This is a genomic window from Nocardioides massiliensis, from assembly GCF_030811215.1.
Classification (GTDB): domain Bacteria; phylum Actinomycetota; class Actinomycetes; order Propionibacteriales; family Nocardioidaceae; genus Nocardioides_A; species Nocardioides_A massiliensis.
The window spans coordinates 1,178,623-1,194,785 of record NZ_JAUSQM010000001.1 but is presented as its reverse complement, the minus strand read 5'-3'; the positions used below and the strand labels follow the sequence as shown (position 1 = coordinate 1,194,785).

General features: G+C 72.1%; 17 protein-coding genes. 3 read left to right on the top strand and 14 right to left on the bottom strand.

Annotated features, from left to right (window positions below):
• Positions 1-93 precede the first annotated feature (93 nt).
• Together J2S59_RS06035 and J2S59_RS06030 are read left to right on the top strand one after the other, a co-directional pair.
• Complete coding sequence (locus J2S59_RS06035; RefSeq protein WP_068120358.1) at positions 94-744, top strand: TetR family transcriptional regulator; 651 nt, start codon at positions 94-96, stop codon at positions 742-744.
• Positions 741-1,466 (top strand): VIT1/CCC1 transporter family protein, encoded by a 726-nt coding sequence (locus tag J2S59_RS06030; protein WP_068120352.1) that lies wholly within the window; start codon positions 741-743, stop codon positions 1,464-1,466. Before J2S59_RS06035 ends, J2S59_RS06030 begins: the two co-directional genes overlap by 4 nt.
• 20 nt (positions 1,467-1,486) lie before the next feature.
• Here J2S59_RS06030 and J2S59_RS06025 read toward each other — a convergent pair whose 3' ends face one another.
• From J2S59_RS06025 to J2S59_RS05980, 10 genes are all read right to left on the bottom strand, one after another.
• On the bottom strand, positions 1,487-1,864 hold the full coding sequence (locus tag J2S59_RS06025) for a VOC family protein (RefSeq protein ID WP_068120360.1): 378 nt from the start codon (positions 1,862-1,864) through the stop codon (positions 1,487-1,489).
• A gap of 51 nt (positions 1,865-1,915) precedes the next feature.
• Entirely contained in the window at positions 1,916-2,659 is a 744-nt protein-coding gene (locus J2S59_RS06020) for an SDR family oxidoreductase (RefSeq protein ID WP_068120355.1), read from the bottom strand.
• Positions 2,660-2,729: 70 nt separating this feature from the next.
• Positions 2,730-3,404: a histidine phosphatase family protein gene (locus J2S59_RS06015; protein ID WP_306824916.1), complete on the bottom strand. Its 675-nt coding sequence runs from the start codon at positions 3,402-3,404 to the stop codon at positions 2,730-2,732.
• The gene (locus J2S59_RS06010) at positions 3,404-4,561 is read right to left on the bottom strand and encodes a phosphotransferase family protein (protein WP_068123544.1); all 1,158 of its coding nucleotides are present in this window, start codon (positions 4,559-4,561) and stop codon (positions 3,404-3,406) included. The genes J2S59_RS06015 and J2S59_RS06010 overlap by 1 nt, the downstream gene beginning before the upstream one ends.
• On the bottom strand, positions 4,554-5,318 hold the full coding sequence (locus J2S59_RS06005) for an SDR family NAD(P)-dependent oxidoreductase (RefSeq protein WP_068123540.1): 765 nt from the start codon (positions 5,316-5,318) through the stop codon (positions 4,554-4,556). Before J2S59_RS06005 ends, J2S59_RS06010 begins: the two co-directional genes overlap by 8 nt.
• Positions 5,315-6,580 carry an acyl-CoA dehydrogenase family protein gene (locus tag J2S59_RS06000; protein ID WP_068123537.1) on the bottom strand — a complete coding sequence of 422 codons (1,266 nt, stop codon included), beginning with the start codon at positions 6,578-6,580 and terminating at the stop codon, positions 5,315-5,317. Before J2S59_RS06000 ends, J2S59_RS06005 begins: the two co-directional genes overlap by 4 nt.
• Before the next feature lie 42 nt (positions 6,581-6,622).
• Complete coding sequence (locus J2S59_RS05995; protein ID WP_306824915.1) at positions 6,623-8,176, bottom strand: hypothetical protein; 1,554 nt, start codon at positions 8,174-8,176, stop codon at positions 6,623-6,625.
• Complete coding sequence (locus J2S59_RS05990; RefSeq protein ID WP_068123532.1) at positions 8,145-8,867, bottom strand: ABC transporter ATP-binding protein; 723 nt, start codon at positions 8,865-8,867, stop codon at positions 8,145-8,147. Before J2S59_RS05990 ends, J2S59_RS05995 begins: the two co-directional genes overlap by 32 nt.
• Positions 8,868-9,011: 144 nt before the next feature.
• Positions 9,012-11,201: a 3-hydroxyacyl-CoA dehydrogenase NAD-binding domain-containing protein gene (locus J2S59_RS05985; protein ID WP_068123529.1), complete on the bottom strand. Its 2,190-nt coding sequence runs from the start codon at positions 11,199-11,201 to the stop codon at positions 9,012-9,014.
• Positions 11,202-11,351: 150 nt separating this feature from the next.
• Entirely contained in the window at positions 11,352-12,572 is a 1,221-nt protein-coding gene (locus tag J2S59_RS05980) for an acetyl-CoA C-acetyltransferase (RefSeq protein ID WP_068123526.1), read from the bottom strand.
• A 117-nt stretch (positions 12,573-12,689) separates the two neighbouring features.
• On the opposite strand from J2S59_RS05980, the gene J2S59_RS05975 reads away from it, so the two are divergent.
• The gene (locus tag J2S59_RS05975) at positions 12,690-13,442 is read left to right on the top strand and encodes a MerR family transcriptional regulator (protein WP_068123523.1); all 753 of its coding nucleotides are present in this window, start codon (positions 12,690-12,692) and stop codon (positions 13,440-13,442) included.
• An 82-nt stretch (positions 13,443-13,524) separates the two neighbouring features.
• On the opposite strand, the gene J2S59_RS05970 is transcribed toward J2S59_RS05975, so the two are convergent.
• The 4 genes from J2S59_RS05970 to J2S59_RS05955 all read right to left on the bottom strand — a co-directional run bounded on the left by J2S59_RS05970 (position 13,525) and on the right by J2S59_RS05955 (position 16,139).
• Positions 13,525-13,917, bottom strand: a complete 393-nt coding sequence (locus J2S59_RS05970) for an ASCH domain-containing protein (protein WP_068123519.1) — start codon at positions 13,915-13,917, stop codon at positions 13,525-13,527.
• Positions 13,914-15,071: a CaiB/BaiF CoA transferase family protein gene (locus J2S59_RS05965; RefSeq protein WP_068123516.1), complete on the bottom strand. Its 1,158-nt coding sequence runs from the start codon at positions 15,069-15,071 to the stop codon at positions 13,914-13,916. Before J2S59_RS05965 ends, J2S59_RS05970 begins: the two co-directional genes overlap by 4 nt.
• A gap of 77 nt (positions 15,072-15,148) precedes the next feature.
• Positions 15,149-15,634 (bottom strand): hypothetical protein, encoded by a 486-nt coding sequence (locus J2S59_RS05960; protein ID WP_068123514.1) that lies wholly within the window; start codon positions 15,632-15,634, stop codon positions 15,149-15,151.
• On the bottom strand, positions 15,627-16,139 hold the full coding sequence (locus J2S59_RS05955; RefSeq protein ID WP_181642453.1) for a hypothetical protein: 513 nt from the start codon (positions 16,137-16,139) through the stop codon (positions 15,627-15,629). The genes J2S59_RS05960 and J2S59_RS05955 overlap by 8 nt, the downstream gene beginning before the upstream one ends.
• Positions 16,140-16,163 lie beyond the last annotated feature (24 nt).

Genomic DNA, 16,163 nt, shown 5'->3' with positions numbered 1-16,163 from the left:
CCGGTGATCGTGCCCACATCGGTGCACGCCTGTGCACCGGTGTGGTGGGCGCCACGCGGCCACCCGGGTCCTACGATGGGAGCCGTGTCGGAGATGGTGCGAGGCGCTGGGGCGGAGGTCGAGGGACCCCTGACCCGGGCCGAGCGCAAGGAACGCACCCGCCAGGCGCTCCTGGACGCCGCGCTGCGGCTGTCGGCCGAGCACACGCTCGCCGCGGTCTCGCTGCGCCACATCACCCGCGAGGTCGGGATCGTGCCGACCGCGTTCTACCGGCACTTCGAGTCGGTCGAGCAGCTCGGGCTCGAGCTGGTCGATGCGTCCTTCGCCTCGCTGCGCGCGATGATCCGCGCCGTCCGCGCGGGCGACCCCGCGATCGACGCGATCGTGCGCAACTCGGTCGAGGTGCTCGTCGAGCACGTCCACGCCCAGCGTCCGCACTTCCAGTTCATCGCCCGGGAGCGGTTCGGGGGCCTCACCCCCGTGCGCGAGGCGATCGGCCACCAGCTGCAGCTGTTCGAGCGCGAGCTCGCCACCGACCTCGCCCGGCTGCCCACGATGGACACCTGGTCCAGCGACGACCTGCACGTGCTCGCCAACCTGATCGTCCACGCGATGGTCGCCACCGTCGAGCAGCTGCTCGCCACACCCGACAACCGGCGCGACCTGGAGCAGGAGATCATGCGTACGGCGCGCCGGCAGCTGCAGATGATCATCGTCGGCGCGGCGAACTGGGGCGCGCGATGAGCACGGGCCTCCCGCACGTCGCCGGTCACGAGCACCCCGACGTCGCTGGCGGTTGGCTGCGGCCAGCGGTGTTCGGCGCGATGGACGGCCTCGTCTCCAACGTCGCGCTGATCGCCGGCGTCGCCGCCGGAGCGAGCACGGCCGGCGCCGACCAGTCGCAGAGCGTGCTGCTCGCCGGGCTCGCCGGACTGTCCGCCGGGGCGCTGTCGATGGCCGCCGGCGAATACACCTCCGTCGCCAGCCAGTCCGAGGCCGCGCAGCGCGAGATCGCCCGCGAGCGCGAGGAGATCCGGCGCCATCCCGCCGAGGAGGTCGCCGAGCTCGCCGCACGGCTGGAGGTGATGGGGGTCGACACCGACCTGGCCGACCGCGTGGCCGACCAGATCCACCGCGACCCCGAGATCGCGGTCACGGTCCACGCCCGCCAGGAGCTGGGCATCTCCCCCGACGACCTCGCCTCGCCCACCGTCGCAGCGGTGTCGTCGTTCCTGTCCTTCGCCGTCGGGGCAGCCATCCCGCTGCTGCCGTGGCTCCTCGGGGTCCCGGAGCTCTGGCTGGCCGTGGCGCTGACCCTTGTCGCGCTCTTCGCCTGTGGCGCGGTCGTCGCGCAGGTGACCGTGCGCAGCTGGTGGTACGGCGGTCTGCGCCAGGCGCTGCTCGGCGGTGTCGCTGCGGCGGCGACGTACGGTCTCGGTGCCCTGGTCGGCGTGGGGCTGGGCTAGAGCTAGCCCGGATCAGGCCGTCAGGCCGGCTCCCACAACCCCATCTGGTTGCCCTCGGTGTCCTTGAAGTAGGCCGTCTTGCCGTAGTCGGCGACGTGCTGCGGGGAGAGCACGACCGTCCCACCGGCCTCCTCGATCTTCGCCAGCGCCGCCTCGATGTCGTCGACCTGGATGGTCACCATCGGCCGGTCGGTGGGCGACTCGCGGCGGAGCAGCCCGCCGTTGATCGAGCCGGGGTGGACCGGCCTGCCGTCCTCGTCGACGGGCCCCGGCTCGACGTTGACGTAGTGGCGGCCCAGGGCGTCGTGGAACCTCCAGCCGAACGCCTCGCCATAGAACGACCGCGCCCGATCGCCGTCGTCGAAGGGCACCTCGAAGTGCACGACCCGGTTGCTCATGGCCTGCACTCTAGTCACGGCGCGGAACCCTCGTCGCCCGCCCGACGATGATCAGACCATCCGGCGCAGCAGCGGCACCGGCAGCACCTTCATCACCGGACCGAGGACGGCCCACGGCCAGCCGGGGACGTAGGCCGAGCCCTTCTCCTTGAGGATCGCCTCGACCATCGCCGCGACCCCCTTCTCCGTGCCGACGATGAATGGCGCCTTGGTCCCCTCGGGGTTCATCTCGGAGTTGATGTAGCCCGGATAGAGCACGGTGAACTTGATCGGCGAGCCGTAGAGCTCCACCCGCAGCCCCTCGACCAGGCGCGCGACCGCGACCTTCGTGGCGGCGTACGTCGCGGTGGCCTTCGGCATCCCGCGCATCGCCGACATCGACGACACCATCACCAGCTGGCCGGAGTTCTGCGCGCGCAGGACCTCCATCGCCGCCTCGGTCTGGGCGAGGGCGGCGACGAAGTTGGTCATCGCGGTCTGCCGGTTGGCGTGTTGCATCCCGGTGCCGATCGGCGCACCCTTGCCGATGCCGGCGTTGAGCACGATCCGGTCGAGCCGGCCGAAGTCGGACGCGAACGCGCGGAAGACCTCGAAGACCTGCTCCTCGTCGTTGACGTCGAGCGCCCGCACCTCCACCCGGCGGCCGGGGTGTGCGGCGGCGATCTCGGCCTTCAGCTCCTCCAGGCGATCAGTACGCCGTGCGCACAGCGCGAGGTCCTCGCCCTTCGCAGCGAGCTGGCGGGCCATCTCGGCGCCGAGGCCGGAGCTGGCGCCCGTGATCAGGGTGACGGACATCGGGTTCCTTCCAGTCGTGGGGCCGAGCCCTCCCCATGGGAAGGCGTCAGACCCACGACTCGTGGGGGGGTCAGCGGTAGGTCAGCAGGTGGGCGGCGTCGCCCTCGAAGTGGCTGTGGTCGTTGTAGGTGAGCAGCGTAGGTCCGGCCTTGCCCGACAGGACCTTGGTGACCGAGGCGTTGGCGGTGACGAAGTTCAGCCGCCGCCACATCAAGGGATCCCCACCGCCGAGCAGGCGCGTGACGACCCAGGAGATCGTGCCGCCAGAGGTGAACACCACCGCCGTACGCCGCCCGCCGGCCACCGCCTCGACGGTCCGCTCCAGCGCCGCCTCGACGCGCGTGGTGAAGTCCGTGAACGTCTCGGCGTACTCGTGGTCGAACTCCCCGCCCACCCAGCGGTCGACGGCGCCGTCGAACCAGGTGCGGAAGGCGACCTCGTCGGCGAACGACTCACCCTCCGCCAGTCCCGTGGCGTGCCGCTCGAAGATGTCGCTGTGGCCGAACTCGTCCCAGTCGGTGTCGACCGTGACGTCGAGGTCCCAGCCGGAGCCGTCGAGCACGCCGTCGGCGGTCTGGGCGTGGCGGCGCAGCCCACCCCGCACGAGGTACGCCGGCTCCACCCCCCGCGCCGCGAGGGTCTCGCCGAGCGCGCGCGACTGGGCGCCGCCGAGCTCGGAGAGCTGGTCGTAGTCCGCGGCGCCCCAGGAGGCCTGACCGTGGCGGACCAGCAGGATCTGGCCCATCAGGCGCTCGACCCCTGCGCCCGCGTGGCGTTGCCGTCACCGGTGGCGATCAACCGCTCGCAGCGCGCCTGGAGCTCGTTGACGACGGTGCCGAAGACCGCGAAGGACGGGTTGGTCGTCTGCTTGTGCACGTAGCGGTAGTAGATCTGCTGCGCGATCACGGCCAGGCGGAACAGCCCGAACGCCTCGTAGAAGATCCGCTCGCCCTCGCCGACGGCCCGGCCGGTGCGCGCGGCGTAGTGGTCCCACACCTGCGCGCGGGTCAACATGCCGGGCAGGTGGGTCGGCTGACGGCGGAAGAGCTGGAACATCTCGTCGTCGTCGCCTTGCGTCCAGTAGGCCACGACCGCACCGAGATCCATGAGCGGGTCGCCGACGGTGGCCAGCTCCCAGTCGAGCAGCCCGACGACCTCGAGGTCGGGTCCGAGCACCACGTTGTCGAAGCGGTAGTCGTTGTGGATCAGGCACATCCCCGCGTCGGGCGGCTGCTCGGCGGCCAGCCACGCCGCGACCTCGGCGAAGTCGCCGACGTCGTCGGTGCGGGCGCGGGCGTAGCGGTCGGTCCAGCCGGTGACCTGGCGGGCGACGTACCCCGGTCCGCGGCCGAGGTCGGCGAGCCCGGCCGTCTCGACGTCGACGTCGTGCAGGTCGACGAGCGTGTCGATCATCCGCGTCGACAGGGTGCGCGCCTGCTCGCGCGTCAGGCTCATCCCGGCCGGCAGGTCCTGGCGCAGGATCGTGCCCTCGAGCTTCTCCATGACGTAGAACTCGGTGCCGGACTCCGCGCCGAGGATCTGCTCGCCGGTCGCGGGATCGGCGTACGCCGCCATCCGCGGCACCCGTCCGAACACCGGGCGCAGGGCCGCCTGGATGCGGTGCTCGCGGCCCATGTCGTGGGCGCTCTTGGCCTTCACGCCGCGCGGGGGTCGGCGCAGGATCAGCTGCCGGCCGCCCGGCGGCTCGCCCCAGGTGAGCTGGTAGGTCAGGTTGGACGCGCCGCCCGGGAACTGCCGGACCTCCGGCACGCCCTCCGGGAACGGCTGCGCCCAGTCGGCCGCGTGCTCGCGCAGCCAGGCGTCGACCGCCGCGGCGTCGAAGGCGTCCTCCGCGCGGACCTCGCGCGCGCCGTCCCTGTCCTCGCCCCGGTCCTCACTCACCCGCTGCCTCCTCCAGCTTGACCGCCTGCGCGCGCATCACGGCGTCGTAGCCGGCGCGGTCGCCCGTCTTCAGTCCGTACGCCAGCTGCGCACCCTCGTCGGGCAGCACGATCTCGGCGCCCTCGTCGATGCCGGCCAGCACGGCTGTGGCGACGTCGTCGGCCGAGACCGGGGAGCCCTCGACGAGGTGGCGCATCACCGTCGCCAGGGCGGCGTCGCGGCCCTGCAGGCTCTCCATCAGGTTGGTGCGGAAGTAGCCCGGGCAGACCACGGTGCACCCCACGCCGTACGCCGCCAGCTCGTGACCCAGCGTCTCCGAGAGCGCCACGACGGCTGCCTTCACCGCGTTGTAGGAGGCCATCCCTGCGGGGTGCACGAGCCCGGCCAGCGAGGCGACGTTGACGATGCGCCCCGAGCGCTGCGCCTTGAGCATCGGCGTGAACGTGCGACACCCGCGCACCATGCCGAAGAGGTTGATGTCGAAGATCCACTGCCACTCGTCGAGGTCGGCGACGTCGATGCGGCCGCCGCCGGCGACACCGGCGTTGTTGACCAGGACGTCGAGCCCGCCCCAAGTCTGCTCGACGTGGTCACGGGCGGCCTCCCAGTCGTCGCCCGAGGTGATGTCGAGCGCCAGGTCGATGCCGTCCCGGCCCGGCAGGTCGGTGGCGAGCACCTCGTCGCCGCGGGCACGGAAGGCGGTCGTCAGCGCAGCGCCGAGCCCGGACGCGGCGCCGGTGATCAGGACGCGGCTCACCTGTAGCGCCCCAGCTCGAGCCGCGCGACGACGCCGCGGTGCACCTCGTCGGGCCCGTCGGCCAGGCGCAGCGCGCGGGCGGTGGTCCACATCGCGGCGAGCGGGAAGTCGTCGCTCAGTCCGCCACCGCCGTGCAGCTGGATGGCCAGGTCGACGACCTGCTGGGCCATCGCGGGTGCGGCGACCTTGATCTGGCTGACCTCGCTGAGGGCGGCCAGTGGTCCGCCGGTGTCGAGCAGCCAGGCGGTCTTGTGCACCAGCAGCCGCACCTGCTCGATGGCGATGCGCGCCTCGGCGATCCGCTCGCGGTTGCCGCCGAGGTTGACCAGCGGCTTGCCGAACGCGGTGCGCTCGAGCCCGCGCCGGCAAGCGCGCTCGAGCGCCTCCTCGGCGAGACCGATGAGCCGCATGCAGTGGTGCACCCGTCCCGGGCCGAGCCGGCCCTGGGCGATCCCGAAGGCCTCGCCGGGGCCGACCAGCACGTTCTCGCGCGGCACCCGCACGTCGGCGAAGGACACCTCGCCGTGGCCGAACGGCTCGTCATACATCCCCATCGTGGTGAGCATCCGCTCGACCTTCACGCCCTCGGCGTCCGCGGGCACGAGCACCATCGTGTGCTGGTGGTGCCGATCGGCGTCGGGGTCCCCGGAATGGCCCATGAAGATGAAGATCTTGCAGTCGGGGTGGCCCACGCCGGTCGACCACCACTTGCGCCCGTTGATGTGCACGGAGTCACCGTCGACGACGGCCGTGGCCTCCATGTTGGTGGCATCGGAGGACGCCGTGCCGGGCTCGGTCATCGTGAACGCGCTGCGGATCCGCCCGTCCAGCAACGGCTCGAGCCACTGCGCGCGCTGCTCGGGGGTGCCGTAGCGCAGCAGCACCTCCATGTTGCCGGTGTCGGGAGCGTTGCAGTTGAAGACGTACGGCGCCAGGAACGACCGGCCGGTCTCCTCCGCGATCGGCGCGTAGTCGGCGTTGGTCAGCCCGTCGCCACCGTCGGGTCCATAGGTCTCGGCGTACTCCAACACCTTCGGCTCGTGGGAGGAGTGCGGTAGCCACAGGTTCCACAGGCCCTGCTCGCGGGCCTTCGCCTGCAGCTCGGCCAGCACCGGCAGCTGCTGCCAGGCGTCCCCGCCGCTCTCGCGGGTCTCGCGGATGGTGCGGTGGTAGTCGGCCTCGATGGGCGTGACGTGCTCGGCGATGAACGCGCGCACGCGGGCGGTGAGGTCGGCGGCGCGAGGTGAGGGCGCGAAGTCCATGCCGGGACAGTACCTGCGGACTGTGGGGACCTGTCGGCGTCCTCAGCCGGCGACGGTCGCCACGACCCGTCCCCGCACGGCCGGGTCGTCCCAGCGCCGCGCGACCCGATACAGCCGCAGCGCCCCGAAGCAGACGAAGGGTACGGCGAGCAGCACCGGCACCCACCAGTCGTCGAGGCGGGAGGTGGCGGCGAAGAGCAGGCTCACCAGGGTCGTCACCGACGCCAACCGCACGGAGTAGCCGAACATCGCCGCCGGCGGGGCCGGGGTGGCACGCGCGCTGCGCAGGTCGGCGGCGTACGGCGTGGTGACGGACCACTGCAGGGCGCGACCGGTAACCATCAGCGTGACCACGACGGTGGCGCAGACCAGCGCGGCGAGCTCGGTGGGGGCGGGCCAGCCGGCGCGCAGGCCGGCGAGGAACACGGTGACCCCGGTCGCGATGAGCAGCACCTCGGCGAGCACGATCGCCCGCGCGGCGAGCGCGACCCCGGGCCGCACCGGCAGCGTCTCGCGCCAGAACCCACCACCGCCGTCGAGGCACCACGCGTTGACCCCGAAGAGCAGCGCACCACCGGAGCCCACCAGGCCCGGCATGATGAGCAGGGTGTCCCAGCCCAACCCGCCGGCGAGCGCGGCCGCGCCCGGCAGCACGGCGAGCACCGCCACGCCGCGGCGCAGCGGCACCGAGCGCCACACCCCGGCGCGGTCGAGGCGCAGCATCATCCGCAGGTCCGCCGCCCAGGCGTGCGGGGTGGCGCGAGGCGCATAGTGGCTGGTCTCCAGCGCCGACTCCTCGCGGGTCGGCATCCGTGCGAGCCGGTGGGCCGGCACGGCGCCCAGCGCCACCAGAGCGACGAGCGCCAGGACCAGCAGGAGCAGGCCCGGCGCGTAGTCCGCCCACCGGCCGTCCCGCGCGGCGCCACCGAGCAGCGCGAGCCGGATCGTCGGCGCCTGGTCCAGCAGCGCGGTCACCCGGCCGGCGGCCACGACCAGCGACGCCAGGCCGGCGCCGGCCACCACGATCGCCAACGTCGCGAACCGGCCGTGTCGCGAGCGGCGTACGCACTCATAGGACCAGGCCAGCACCTGCGCGGCCGCGGTCGCGACCAGCACCCACAGCACGATCGGCAGCTGCACCCACAGCAGCCGGTCGGGACCCCAGGCGTACGCCGTCGCGCCCAGCACCGCCCAGGTCTGCAGCAGCCAGGCGATGTTGAGCGGGGCGAGCAGCAGGCTGCCGAGGTGGTCGGTGGTCGGGCTGACCGGGAACGTGACGCCCTCGTCGCGCAGCAGCAGCTCGCGGCCACCTCCGGCCGCCGCGGCCGAGACGATGGCGATGCCGAGGACACCGAGGTAGGCCGAGGGCAGCAGCAGGAGCAGCTCGCCGGCCCGTCCCTCCTGGCCGGCGTCGGCGACGTACGCCGGGACGATGGCGGCCGCGAGGGTGCAGCCGAGCAGGACGCCCGCCACGATCGCCATCCGGCGCCGGGCGTGACCGCGCAGCGTCGCGGCCCGGAAGCGCAGCAGCGGTCCGACGTCGGCGACGGAGCGGCGGACGCGTTCAGTCCAGGAGGGCACGGTAGGTGTGAGCACCGCGGTCCCCTTCGAGCTCCGCCGACGGCAGGCTGCCGACGATCCGGCCCCCGCGCATGACGTGGGCGTCGTCGCAGGCGAGGACCGCGAGGTCGCGCAGGTGGGTCGAGACCAGGACAGCCGCGCCCGATGCGCGCGCCTCGGCGATCACCTTGAGCGTCGCCTCCACCCCGAGCGGGTCGACCCCGTCGAACGGCTCGTCGAGCAGCAGCACGCGGGGCTGGTGGAACGCCGCGAGGACGACCGAGAGCCGCCGCCCCATCCCGTGACTGAAGCCGGCCGTGACGCGATGGGCGACGTCGCCGAGCTCGAAGACCTCGAGCAGGTCACGGGCCCGCTCCTCCCAGTCGCGCATCCGGCGCAGCCGGGCGGAGAGCTGGAGGTGCTCCCACGGCGTCGCGCGCGGGACGAGGCCGCCGACGTCGGGGCAGTAGCCCACCAGCTGCTTGACGGTCAGCGGGTCGCGGCGCTGCTCGATGCCGGCGACCAGCACCGTGCCGTCGGTGGCCGGGAACACCCCGGCCAGGACCTTCATGGTCGTCGACTTGCCCGCACCGTTGCGCCCCAGCAGGCCCACCGCGGCGCCGGGCTCGACCGCGAACCCGATCCCGCGCACGGCCTCGACCTCGCCGAACCGCACCCACAGGTCGCGGACGTCGACGGCAGGCGGTGGTGCGGGCGGGGGGAACACGGCGTACCTCGGGTCCGACGGACGGTGACCCTCCCAGTATCGGTCCCGCGGCACGGGTCCTGAGCCCCGACAACGCGATACTCCCCACCCTGAGCGCGCTCCGCGGGGGCGGAGGACGACGCTCGGGGTGGGGAGTAGGAGGCCTCAGGCGGGGAAGGACTCGCCCTTCTCCGCCATCTGCACGAGGTACGGCGTGGGCTCGAAGCGCTCGCCGTACTTCTTGGCCAGCTCCTGGGCGCGGTCGACGAAGCCCGTCAGGCCGCGGCGCCCGGAGGTGTCCTCGTAGCCGACCATGAACTGCACGGTGCCACCGGTGGGCGGCGGGTAGCCGATGCCCATGATCGCGCCGATGTTGGCCGCGGCCGACGAGGTGATGACGCCCTCCTCGAAGCACTTGGCGGTCTCGAGCGCCTCGATCGCCATGAGCCGGTCGCGCAGGTCCTCGATCGGCGGCTGCTCCTCGGCGGTCGGGAACTTGTCGGTGAGCTCCTCCCAGAAGCCGAGGCGCTTGCCGTTCTCGTCGTAGTCGTAGAAGCCGGCGCCCCGCAGGCGACCCGGACGGCCGGCCTCGATCATCGTGTCGATGATCGCGTCGGCCGGGTGGGCGACGTAGGCGTCGCCCTCGGCCTCCTGAGTGGCCTTGCGGATCTTGGCCATCAGCTCCATGTTGAGCTCATCGGAGAGCTGGAGCGTGCCGACCGGGTAGCCGGCCTGGGTGGCCGCGCGCTCGATCGTGTGCGGGCTGACGCCCTCGGCGAGCATCGCGATGCCCTCGTTGACGAAGGTGCCGATGACCCGGCTGGTGTAGAAGCCCCGGCTGTCGTTGACCACGATCGGGGTCTTCTTCAGCTGCTGCACCACGTCGATCGCCTTGGCGATGGCCTCCTCGGAGGTCTGCTCACCGCGGATGATCTCGACCAGCGGCATCTTGTCGACCGGCGAGAAGAAGTGCAGCCCGACGAAGTCAGCCGGGCGGTCGACGCCGGCCGCGAGCTCGGTGATCGGCAGGGTCGAGGTGTTGGAGCACAGCAGCGCGTCCTTGTTCACCACGTCGAGCACCTCGGCGAAGACCTTGGCCTTGAGTGCCGGGTCCTCGAAGACGGCCTCGATCACGAGGTCGCAGCCGGCGAGGTCGGCGGCGTCGGCGGTCGGGGTGATCCGCGCGAGCAGCTCCTCGCGCTTCTCGGGCGTGGACTGGCCGCGGTCGACGGCCTTGTCCATGATCTTCTGGCTGTAGGCCTTGCCCTTCTCGGCGTTCTCGACGCTGACGTCCTTGAGGACGACCTCCATGCCGGCCCGCGCGCAGGAGTACGCGATGCCCGCGCCCATCATGCCGGCGCCGAGGACGCCGACCTTCTTGGCGGTGTAGCGGTCGTAGCCCTCCGGGCGCAGCTTGGTGCCGTTGAGCGCCTGCAGGTCGAAGAAGAACGCCTGGATCATGTTCTTGGCGTTCTGGCCCGTGACCAGCTGGGTGAAGTAGCGCGACTCGATCCGCGAGGCGGTGTCGAAGTCGACCTGCGCACCCTCGACCGCGGCCGACATGATGGCGCGCGGCGCGGGGTAGTTGGCGCCCTTGAGCTGCTTGCGCAGCATCGCCGGGAACGCCGGAAGGAAGCCCGCGAGCGCGGGGGACTTCGGCGTACCACCGGGCATCTTGTAGCCCTTGCGGTCCCACGGCTGGACGCCGGCCTCCTCGTCGCCGGCCTGCGCCGCGATGTACTTCTTGGCGGCCGGGACGAGCTCGTCGGCGCTGGCGACCAGCTCGTCGACCAGACCCTTCTCCTTGGCCTTCGCGGCCTTGAACTGCTTGCCTTCGAGCAGCACGTCGAGCAGCGCGGACTGCAGGCCGAGCAGGCGGACGGTGCGGGTCACCCCGCCACCGCCGGGCAGCAGGCCGAGGGAGACCTCGGGCAGCCCGACGACGACACCGGGGCCGTCGACGGCGATGCGGTAGTTGGTCGCCAGCGCGATCTCGAAGCCGCCGCCGAGCGCCGCGCCGTTGATGCAGGACACGACGGGGACGGGCAGGCGCTCGAGGCGACGCAGCTGGGCCTTGACGGCCTCGCACATCGCGAACGCCTCCTCGGCCTGGTCGGGGCCGACCTCGAGCAGCTGCTTGAGGTTGCCACCGGCGAAGAAGGTCTTCTTGGCCGAGGTGATGATGACGCCCGCGAGGCCGTCCTCGGCCTCGAGCTTGGCGACGACCTCGTCCATCGACGTGCGGTAGAGGTCGTTCATGGTGTTGGCGCTGGCCGTCGGGTCGTCCAGGACCAGGGTGACGATGCCGTCGGAGTCCTTCTCGTAGCGGATCGCGCTCTGCGTGGTGTCGCTCATGGGTCTCTTCTCTGTCTCGAAAGTTCGTGGGGCAGCCGGCCGAAGGGCCGCCGGTGATCTCACTGGGTCTCGATGCGCTCTGCGCGGCTTCGTTCCTCAGCCGCGGTCGCTTACTCGACCACCCTCAGCGGGGCTGACGTCGTACCTCCGTCAGACCCGCTCAACAATCGTGGCGATGCCCATGCCGCCGCCGACGCAGAGCGTGGCGAGGCCGCGGCGCAGGTCGCGCCGCTCGAGCTCGTCGACGAGGGTGCCGAGGATCATCGCGCCGGTGGCGCCCAGGGGGTGACCCATGGCGATGGCGCCGCCGTTGACGTTGGTGATCTCGTCGCTGATGCCCATGTCGCGCATGAAGCGCATGGCGACCGCGGCGAACGCCTCGTTGATCTCGAACAGGTCGATGTCGCCGACCTCGAGGCCGGCCTTGGCCAGCGCCTTGCGGGCCGCGGGCGCGGGACCGGTGAGCATGATCGTCGGGTCGGCGCCGGAGACGGCGGTGGCGATGATGCGGGCGCGCGGGGTGAGGCCGTTCGCCGTGCCTGCCGCCTCGCTGCCCAGGACGACCAGCGCGGCGCCGTCGACGATGCCCGAGGAGTTGCCGGCGTGGTGGACGTGGTTGATCTTCTCCACCCAGTGGTACTTCTCGAGCGCGACGGCGTCGAAGCCGGCCTGGTCACCGATGCCGGCGAAGGACGGGTTCAGCTTCGACAGCGTCTCGACGGTCGTGCCGGGACGGATCAGCTCGTCGTGGTCGAGCACGGTCAGGCCGTTCTTGTCCTTGACCGGGATCACCGAGTTGGCGAAACGGCCGTCCTCCCACGCCGCGGCAGCGCGGACGTTGGACTGGGCGGCGTACGCGTCGACGTCCTCACGGCTCCAGCCCTCCAGGGTGGCGATCAGGTCGGCGCCGATGCCCTGCGGGACGAACCCGGCGGCGAACGCGGTGGCCGGGTCGGAGGCCCAGGCGCCGCCGTCGCTGCCCATCGGCACGCGGCTCATGGACTCCACGCCACCGGCGAGGATCAGGTCCTCGAAGCCGGAGCGGACGCGCTGCGCGGCCTGGTTGACCGCCTCGAGGCCGGAGGCGCAGAAGCGGTTGAGCTGCACACCGGCGACGGTGTCGGGGTAGCCGGCGGCGAGCGCCGCGGTCTTGGCGATGTCGCCGCCCTGGTCCCCGAGCGGGCTCACGACACCGAGCACGACGTCGTCGACGTTGTTGGGGTCGAGCCCGGGGTTGCGCTCCTTGACCGCGTCGAGGAGACCGACGACGAGGTCGACGGGCTTGACCTCGTGCAGCGATCCCTTCGCCTTGCCGATGCCACGGGGCGTGCGGAGGGCGTCGTACACGAATGCTTCAGGGGCCTGCGCCATGGAACGTCCCTACTCTCGGGGGGTTGGTGTGCCACTCGATTGTGACACCAATACTGTTAGCGTCGTCAACAGGGTCCAGGTCACATCTGTTCCCGCGACCGTCAGAGGAGCACGCCGATGAGCAGCCAGTCCCCAGCGCCGCAGGATGCGGACGAGCGGGAGCTGCTGACCCTCGAGGAGCTCACCGAGCGCGCGGCGACGAGCGTGCGCAACGTCCGCTTCTACACCTCCAAGGGACTGCTCCCGGCGCCGATCCGGCGCGGCCGGTCCGGCTACTACACCGCCGACCACCTCGCGCGGCTGGAGATGATCCGCGAGCTGCAGGTGCACGGGTTCACGCTCGCGGCGATCGAGAAGTACCTCGCCCGCCTCCCCGAGGACGCGACCCCCGAGACGATCGCGCTGCACCGCACCCTGCTCGCGCCGTGGATGCCCGACCTGCCCGAGACCGTCTCCCGCGAGGAGCTCGACCGGCGCGCCGGCCGCACGCTGAGCGACGAGGACCTCGACACCCTCGGCGCCTTCGGCATCGTCAGCCGCACCGACGACGGCCAGTTCCAGGTCGCCACCGCGCACCTGTCGGTCGGGGTCTCCATCCTCGAGCTCGGGATGCCGCTCGAGGCCGCGCTCGTGTCCCACGAGATCTTCCAGAAGTACGGCCGCGCGATGGCCGAGGAGCTCACCGAGAACTTCCGCACCCGCGCCTGGCCGGCCTACAAGGCGGCGTACGCCGAGGGCGGGGTGCCGCCCGAGCAGCTGCAGCAGATCATCGAGCGGCTCAAGCCGGTCACCGTCCAGGCGCTCGTAGCGGCGTTCGAGGGCGCCGTGGACGAGCTCAAGCGCGAGACGATCGCCAAGCGCGCGCAGTAGGGCGTACCGCCAGCCGGGCAAACGGCGTCGGATCCGGCGATTTCAGCTGGTTCTCGCTGCGTCTGCCCGGTCGACGGTCCGCTCAGACGAGCACGAACCGCACGCAGACGATCGCGGTGTCGTCGGTGACCGGGGTGCCGGTGCGCTCCCAGTAGCCGCGGTGCCCGGCGCGCCACTCCTCGAGGTCGGCGTCGCCCTCGCCCTCGGCGGCCGCGAACTCCCACGGCACGTCGGCGAAGCGCAGGACCTCGATCGCGGTGACCTCGACGGTGGCGACCCGGCGACCGTCGTCGTCCAGCAATGCGAGCCTCTCGCCGACGTGCTCGAGCGGCTCCTGCTCCTCGGCGTACTCACTCAGGAGCCCGGCGGTGGCCTGCTTGCGTCCCGCGAGCACCAGAGCGTTGAGCTCCTGCCGCAGCGCCCCGGGCGTGCCGAGCTCGAGTGCGCGCAGGCCGTCGACGACCGGCCAGGTCATGCCTGGACCGCGACCCCGTCCTCGATCAGCTTGTCGACACCGGCGATCCCCCACGCCTCGAGGGCCTCCCGGGTGTCGGTGCCGGCCTCCGGGCTGGGCGGCGAGCTCAGCGTGGCGCGGGTGCGGGAGAAGCGCGGAGCGGGCTGCGGCTGGACGACGCCGGCGTGCTCGATGAAGGTCTCGCGCGCCTTGAGGTGCGGGTGCTCGATGGCGTCGGTGAACGGCAGGATCGGCGCGACGCAGGCGTCGGTGCCGTCGAAGACCTCGGCCCACTCGGCCTGGGTGCGCGACGCGAACCGCTCGGTGAACAGCGCACGCATCTCGTCGTAGCGATCCAGCTCGAACTGCCCCGGCACGACGTCCGCGACGCCCAGCAGATCCACGAAGGTCGCGAAGAACTGCGGCTCGAGCGCGCCCACCGACATGTGCTTGCCGTCGGAGGTCTCGTAGACGTCGTAGAACGGGGTGCCGCCGTCGAGCAGGTTGGCGGCGCGCTCCTCGGTGAACTGCCCGCCGGCGAGGAAGCCCGCGGTCATGGCGTTGAGGTGGGCGGTGCCGTCGACGATCGCGGCATCGACCGTCTGGCCCTTGCCGGAGAGCTTCGCCTCCAGGAGCGCGGCCAGGATGCCGATGACGAGGTACGTCGAGCCGCCACCGAAGTCGCCGAGCAGGTTCATCGGGAAGTGCGGCCGCGCCTTGTCCTGCCCGGAGGCATAGAGCGCGCCGGTGATCGCGATGTAGTTCATGTCGTGCCCGGCCGCCTGGCTCCACGGACCGTCCTGGCCCCAGCCGGTCATGCGCCCGTAGACGATGCGGGGGTTGCGGGCCAGGCAGTCGTCGGGACCCAGACCCAGGCGCTCGGTGACGCCGGGCCGCATGCCCTCCACGACGACGTCGGCCTGCTCGACCAGCTGCAGCACGGTCTCCACGGCCTCGGGCCGCTTCAGGTCCAGCGCGACGCTGGGCCGGCCACGGTTGAGCACGTTGTGGGCGCCGCCGGCCATGAACTGCCCTCCGGGCCGCTCGACGCGGATCACGTCGGCGCCGAGGTCGGCCAGGATCATGCACGCGTGCGGGCCGGGCCCGATGCCTGCGATCTCGACGACCTTGACGCCCGCCAGCGGTCCGGTTCCCTTGCCCAGCTCGATGCTCATGGCCGACATCCTGACAGCACTGCTGTCAACGTGGCGAGGGGGCGTCCCGCACGGCGGGAGGCGCGGCACCCGCAGGCTCAGGCGGCCGACGTCCCGAAGGCGTAGCGCGCGAGCACCTCGCCGTCGGCTGCGCGCAACCAGACCTCAGCGGCGTGGCAGTGCACTGGCAACCGCTCCAGCAGGCCCTGGCGCGGACCGGGTGCCGTGGGCACGGCGAGGTGCGGCACCAGCGCGTGGCCGAAGTCGCCGAGCGGGGTCTGCTCACGGAACTGCTTGTGCAGGTGGTGGCCCAGGCGGCGAAATCCCGCTCCGGGCGCGGGCGGGACGTACTCCGTCCCGTCGGGGAAGGTGCTGAGCGTGGTGAGGGCGTAGTCGAAGCCGGCGCGGTCGCCGACGTACGCCGCCAGCTGGCGGTCGAGCGCGGCGTCGAGCTCGCCGGCCCAGCTCAGGAATCCGATCACGGCATCGCTCAGGACCGCCGCGAGCTCGGGCACGGGGACGACGAGCTGACCGGTGAGAGAAGGTGTCGGCCCGAGTGGACGACGCTCGCCGAGCTCAGCCATCGGCGCCTCGCGCCACGTCGCGGGTCTCGCAGGTGCCCTGCGCCGACAGGCTGCGCGCACCAGTGCAGGTCTTCACGCGCTCGTCGATCTCCGAGACCAACACCGCGCGGTGGTCCTCGGTGATGGTGAGCTGTCCCGGGCCCTCGACGGTGAAGAGCGCGAAGACCGCCTCCCCCTCGAGCGACTCGGTCACCAACCGGAAGGTCGCGGGCTGGCCCGTCGCCAGCGCGTTGGCAACGCACCGGTCGGAGTCCGCGAAGCCGTCGGTCGCCCCGTCCTCCGCCGCATCCCGGCGCTGGTCCAACAACCCACAGTCGATGCCGGTGACGACGAAGCCGCTGGGGGCCGCCGTGGGATCCGGGGTGGTCGGAGCGGCGCTCGACGGGCCGGCCGAGGTCCGCGCGCCGGGGGTGGGGTCCGCCTCGGGCGCACCGGAGTCGCTGCACCCACCGAGGACGCACAAGCCCACCCCGACCACTGCCACGACCACCGGTACGCCTCGCACGCGCCTCATCCTGCCCGACGCACG